Origin of the sequence: Sphingorhabdus sp. (genome assembly GCF_044354325.1) — a bacterium.
In the GTDB taxonomy this organism is placed as follows: Bacteria; Pseudomonadota; Alphaproteobacteria; order Sphingomonadales; family Sphingomonadaceae; genus Sphingorhabdus_B.
The window spans coordinates 1-4337 of the sequence record NZ_JBILAF010000144.1; the positions used below are offsets into that span (position 1 = coordinate 1).

Annotated in this window: 5 protein-coding genes; 3 read left to right on the top strand and 2 right to left on the bottom strand. The window is 57.0% G+C overall.

Features of this window, described 5'->3' with window-relative positions; all coding sequences use genetic code 11:
- A partial coding sequence (locus ACIQ0G_RS10365) for a YggS family pyridoxal phosphate-dependent enzyme (RefSeq protein WP_397577836.1) occupies positions 1-646 on the bottom strand: 646 nt, incomplete at its 3' end.
- 59 nt (positions 647-705) lie between these two features.
- On the opposite strand from ACIQ0G_RS10365, the gene ACIQ0G_RS10370 reads away from it, so the two are divergent.
- Entirely contained in the window at positions 706-1218 is a 513-nt protein-coding gene (locus tag ACIQ0G_RS10370; RefSeq protein WP_397577837.1) for a thiamine phosphate synthase, read from the top strand.
- On the opposite strand, the gene ACIQ0G_RS10375 is transcribed toward ACIQ0G_RS10370, so the two are convergent.
- Positions 1215-1964 carry a hypothetical protein gene (locus tag ACIQ0G_RS10375; RefSeq protein ID WP_397577838.1) on the bottom strand — a complete coding sequence of 250 codons (750 nt, stop codon included), beginning with the start codon at positions 1962-1964 and terminating at the stop codon, positions 1215-1217. The genes ACIQ0G_RS10370 and ACIQ0G_RS10375 overlap by 4 nt on opposite strands.
- A gap of 247 nt (positions 1965-2211) precedes the next feature.
- Here ACIQ0G_RS10375 and ACIQ0G_RS10380 point away from each other — a divergent pair, with 247 nt between their 5' ends.
- A complete protein-coding gene (locus ACIQ0G_RS10380) occupies positions 2212-2655 on the top strand; it encodes a DUF3576 domain-containing protein (RefSeq protein ID WP_324479110.1) in 444 nt (147 codons plus the stop codon).
- A 5-nt stretch (positions 2656-2660) separates the two neighbouring features.
- Positions 2661-4337: leucine--tRNA ligase (leuS, locus tag ACIQ0G_RS10385; RefSeq protein WP_397577839.1), on the top strand; the 1677-nt coding region annotated here is incomplete at its 3' end.

Consider the following 4337-nt stretch of genomic DNA (forward strand, 5'->3'; position numbering starts at 1 on the left):
CGCGGACATAGGTCGCGCCCATCATGATCGCGGTGTCGAAATCTTCCGACATGCCCATGCTCAGTTGCGGCAAATCATGACGCGCCGCCAACTCGGCCAGCAATGCAAAAAATGGCGCGGCCTCAATCGACGCCGGCGGTATGCACATCAGACCTGCCAATGGAACGCCGCTGTCCTTTGCCGCCGCAATCAATGCAGGCAGTTCCGAAACGGCACAGCCACCCTTTTGCTCTTCAGCGCCGATGTTCACTTGAATGAAGCACGGGATGTATCGCGCCTGCTTTTCCATTGCCTTGCCAAGCGCCGTCACCAGCGACAACCGGTCAACCGAATGAATCATATCGAACAAGGCGACCGCTTCGTCCGCTTTGTTGGATTGAAGCTGCCCGATCAGATGCAATTGCACGCCGGGGTGGCGCTGCTTCAACGCTGGCCATTTGGTCGCCGCTTCCTGAACGCGGTTTTCACCGAAGAGCATTTGGCCTTCGTGAATCAACGGCTCAATATCTTCGGCCGCGCGGGTTTTCGACACCGCAATCAGATGAATGTCTTCGGGCGTACGCCGGGCCATTTTGGCGGCGGCCGCCATGCGTTCACGGATTGCGGCCAAAGGGCCGGCGGTCGTTTCTGGTGTCGCTTCCTGCATAGCGCGACGCTATAGGCAGAACTATGCCGCGAAGCCACCCCCTGCCGAAGATCTGGCTGATGACCGATGAACGATTGGGGGATGACCTGTTGCCCGCCATTCAACGGCTGCCCGCACGGTCGGGCGTTATCTTCCGGCACTATCATTTGGACGCGGCGGCGCGAAAATTTCTGTTCGGGCAGGTCATGCGCATGTGTCGGCGGCGCGGGCATGTTCTGCTGCTGGCGGGGGACGAGCGGACGGCGATGCGCTGGCACGCCGATGGTTTTCATCAACGAAGCCAGCGCGCCTCGCGATTGCTGCACAGCGCACCAGTCCATGATACGCGTGAAATTGCAGGCGTGAAGGCGGCAAGCCCAAACCTGTTGTTCCTATCGCCTATTTTCGCCACCAACAGTCACCCCGGCGCGCGACCGCTTGGGCCGTTATCCTTTAACCGGCTCGCAAAACTGGTGTTATCGAGCCGCATCATCGCCCTTGGCGGGATGAACCGCCGAAACGCACAGATGCTTTCGCCGCGTTTGATCCACGGTTGGGCGGCGATTGATGCTTTTAAGAAAAGGGCCGCTTAGAAGCGGATTTTGGTTCCAACATAGACAGCTTCGCTGTCCTTGCGGTTGTCAGCCAATGGAATGACGCGGTCATTTTCGCTGGCATAACGGACACCGGCGGTCACGTCGATTTTACGGCTGATTGAGAAGCTTCCGCCCACATCAAGCTTGTAATCGCCCGACGCTGCGCTGCCGCGTGCTGGCGGTGCCAATTCGCGGCTTTGGTCCAATTTGATATTGGTGCTGAACTTGCTTGGCTTGCGCGCGGTTTCGTCCAGCGAGAAGCTGCTTTTTCCAAGTTCGCTCAAAGGTGTTTTGACTGCGCGACGCTGTGCAGCAGGCAAAGCGAAACCTTGCCAGCCCTTTGATGCTGTCAAACGATAGTCCACCGCCGAAAGGCGAAGGCCCTTGCCCGCACCGACTTCGCTGGACGCCAGCGCATTGCGGATGGAAACGGCGCCAGCGGTCAAACGCGAATTTGCGCGCGCCGCAACCGTAATCGTGCGGCTGTCACCCGCGTTTGCAGGCGTAAATGGGAAACGCGCATTGGGTTCAATGCGTGCGGCCGAGAATTTCTGTGCCAAAACACTGTCACCACCCGCAGGCGTGAACATCGAAATCCAGCTTGGTCCAGCTGACGGCTCTTCAGACAAGGCCTTTGCAGCAAAAGCAGGAACAACAAGAGGCGACAGCGCGAGCGAACCCGTTGCTAGCAATGCTGCCGCAATAGTCGCGTATTTCCGCTTATATGCCCGCTTCACGTCCATGATACTCGTTCACCGACTCTCCTGTCTTTGGCTGGTATACGCATGCTTTTGGGGATTCAAAAGGGGCCTATCCATTTTATCGTTCGAATAACGTGATTTTTGATCAAATGTTGCATGATGTCCACAATCACTTAGCGGCACGAAGATGAGCGCAACATGAATTGCGCGCTGTTCAGCAGCCAGAAAGCTTGCTCCGGACAGCAAGCCGCTATAGAGGTTTCAGATATTCATAGTTCAAGGACATTTTATGCGCACCAACCGCTTGGCACTCATTATTGCGACCGGCAGCCTGTTAAGCTTGGGGCTGCTGTCCGGCTGTGGCGGAAGGGAGCGTCCAAAGGCGGATCTCGCGGCCAGCCAAGTCACCACGATCGGCGTAAACAGCTATCTGTGGCGCGCATCGCTTGATGCCTTGTCCTTCATGCCGTTGCTGCAAACCGACTCGTCGGGCGGCGTCATTGTCACCGACTGGTACGTGAACCCACAAAGCCCCGGCGAGCGCGTTAAGCTGACCATTTCAATCCTTGATCAGGATTTGCGCGCAGACGCCTTGCGCGTCGCCGGCAGCCGCGAAGTTTTGCAAAATGACCAGTGGGTCGCAGCGCCGCTGCGTGCCGCAACCGTTCAAAAGCTTGAGGCGGTCATTCTTACCAAGGCGCGTGACCTTCGCCGGTCTTCAATCACCGGATAATTGTTATGACGAATGTTGAGCGTTTTAACCCGCACGTCGCCGACGCGCGGTGGCAAAAGATTTGGGAAGAACGCAGCAGCTTTGTTGCGGACGATAACTCGACAAAACCACGTGCCTATGTCCTGGAAATGTTTCCCTATCCATCGGGCCGCATCCATATTGGCCATGTGCGCAACTACACCATGGGTGACGTGTTAGCGCGCTATAAGCGCATGACCGGACATGAAGTGCTTCATCCCATGGGCTGGGACGCCTTTGGGATGCCTGCCGAAAATGCGGCGATGGAGAAAAAGGTCCACCCCGGCGGTTGGACGCGCGACAATATTGCGAACATGAAAGCGCAGCTGAAACGGCTTGGCTTTGCGATTGACTGGACCCGCGAACTCGCGACCTGTGAGCCTGAATATTACGGCCATGAACAGGCATTGTTCCTGAAGCTTTATGCCGCTGGGCTCGTCTACCGCAAAGAGTCCGCCGTGAACTGGGACCCTGTCGACATGACGGTGCTTGCCAATGAGCAAGTGATCGACGGCAAGGGCTGGCGTTCGGGTGCGCCCGTTGAGCGCCGCAAGTTGAGCCAATGGTTTTTGAAAATTACCGACTTTGCCGAAGAATTGCTTGTTGGCCTTGGGTCGCTTGACCAATGGCCCGACAAGGTGCGGTTGATGCAGGAAAACTGGATTGGCAAATCGCAAGGTTTGAAATGCCGGTTCCGCTTCCCGGGCGGGGACGATGGCATTGATGTGTTTACAACGCGCCCCGACACCATGTTCGGCGCAAGCTTTGTTGCCATTGCCGCCGACCATCCTGTCGCACAAAAGCTGGCGGCCAACGCGCCTGATTTGCAGGACTTTATCGCAGAATGCCGCAAAGGCGGAACGACAGCGGCCGACATTGAAACCGCTGAAAAGCTTGGCTTCAATACAGGGCTTACCGTTGAGCACCCGCTGGATCCAAGCTGGCACTTGCCTGTTTATGTCGCCAATTTCGTCTTGATGGATTACGGCACGGGTGCGGTCTTTGGCTGTCCAGCACATGACCAACGCGACCTTGATTTCGCGCGCAAATATGATTTGCCCGTTACCCGCGTCGTTGCCGATGGCGATTTGACCGACAGCCATTTTGAAGGAAATGTCGCCTACACCAACCCCGGCGTCATCGTGAATTCGCACTGGATGAACGGCATGACCGTCGATCAGGCGAAAGCGGATGTGATCGCGAAGGCCGAGAAAGAAGGCTGGGGCCAAGGCCAAACGCAATATCGCCTGCGCGACTGGGGCGTTTCGCGCCAGCGTTATTGGGGCACGCCAATCCCGATCATCCATTGTCAGGCATGTGGCGCGGTCCCCGTGCCGGATGACCAGCTGCCGGTGAAATTGCCCGAAGACGTCAGCTTTGACATTCCCGGTAACCCGCTCGATCGTCACCCGACCTGGAGCAAGGTCGACTGTCCCAAATGCCATCAACAGGCACGCCGCGAAACCGACACGCTCGATACGTTTGTCGATTCCAGCTGGTACTTCATCCGCTTTGCAAGCCAACCGCATGACAAGCCATTTGATCGTGCGGCTGCGGAAAAATGGCTGCCGGTTGACCAATATATTGGTGGTGTCGAGCACGCGATTTTGCATTTGCTCTACGCCCGTTTCTGGACGCGCGCGCTCAGCCATATCGGCATGATC

Coding starts and splice junctions, on each gene's coding strand:
- ACIQ0G_RS10375 (WP_397577838.1), bottom strand. CDS start 1,964: ATGGACGTGAAGCGGGCATATAAGCGGAAATACGCGACTATTGCGGCA.
- ACIQ0G_RS10370 (WP_397577837.1), top strand. CDS start 706: ATGACCGATGAACGATTGGGGGATGACCTGTTGCCCGCCATTCAACGG.
- ACIQ0G_RS10380 (WP_324479110.1), top strand. CDS start 2,212: ATGCGCACCAACCGCTTGGCACTCATTATTGCGACCGGCAGCCTGTTA.